The following is a 909-nucleotide window of genomic DNA, read 5'->3' as shown; positions in this document are numbered from 1 at the left end:
AAGTGCTGATGGCTCTACCTTCATTGCTGCTCGGTGGTTCCCGGCTGGGAGCGCTTCAATTGCTCGTCCTTCGAGGACTTAGGTGAGACGGCGCCCTGGCCGGGGCCTCCGGCGGAGGTCTGACGCCCCAGAGGGTGTCGTCCCGCGAGGACTGGTCCATCAGCACGACGCAGTGCCTTCGCCGGTCCGCCGGGCACGATGTGTTCGGCGGCGGAGGGGGACCGGGTCGTGTTGGGGATCGGTATCGACTGGGCTGAGGAGTTCCACGACGTCGCGATCGGGACCCCTGAGCAGGGGGTACTTGAGCAGTTCCGGATCGAGCACGGGCCGGCGGGAGTGGCCTCGCTGATCGAGCGGGCGCTGCGCCGAGAACCAGACCCGGCCGAGGTTCGGGTGGTGCTCGAGACCCGTCACGGGCTACTGGTCGAGGCGCTGGTCGAGGCCGGGTTCGTGGTGCTGCCGGTCAACCCGGACCTGGTGGCGCGGCGTCGGGGTCCGGCGCGCAAGAAGGACGACGCCGAGGACGCCCGGATCTGTTGTCTGCTCGCGATCGATCGGCACAGCTCGTTGAAGTCGCTGATCCCGCACGGTGAGGTCGCCGGTGAACTCCGTGCGATCGCCCGTGACGACGAACGCGCCGGGCGTGATCAGCGTCGACTGCTCAACCGGCTACGCGCCGATCTGCAGTCGAGCTATCCGGCCGCGCTCGTGCTCGCCGGCGGGGACCTCTCGGCGCTGACGGTGCTGCGGCTGCTCGAACGCTGGCCCAGCCAACCCGAGCTCGCCGCCGCCGAGCGCACCGAGGTCGTCGAGTTCGCCCGCGGCGCCCGCCACGGCTGGCCCGACCGGTTCGCTGACCGGGTCGCCGAGGCACTGGCGGCGCCGTCGCTGCCGACCAAGGACTACCTG

1 protein-coding gene is annotated in these 909 nt (G+C 70.4%); it reads left to right on the top strand.

Annotated elements, in window-relative coordinates; translation table 11 throughout:
- Positions 1-228: 228 nt before the first annotated feature.
- Positions 229-909: IS110 family transposase (locus WCD74_RS29840; RefSeq protein ID WP_337698571.1), on the top strand; the 681-nt coding region annotated here is incomplete at its 3' end.

Source organism: Actinomycetospora aurantiaca, from assembly GCF_037401875.1.
Classification (GTDB): Bacteria; Actinomycetota; Actinomycetes; order Mycobacteriales; family Pseudonocardiaceae; genus Actinomycetospora; species Actinomycetospora aurantiaca.
This window is presented reverse-complemented; position numbering and strand designations above follow the sequence as displayed.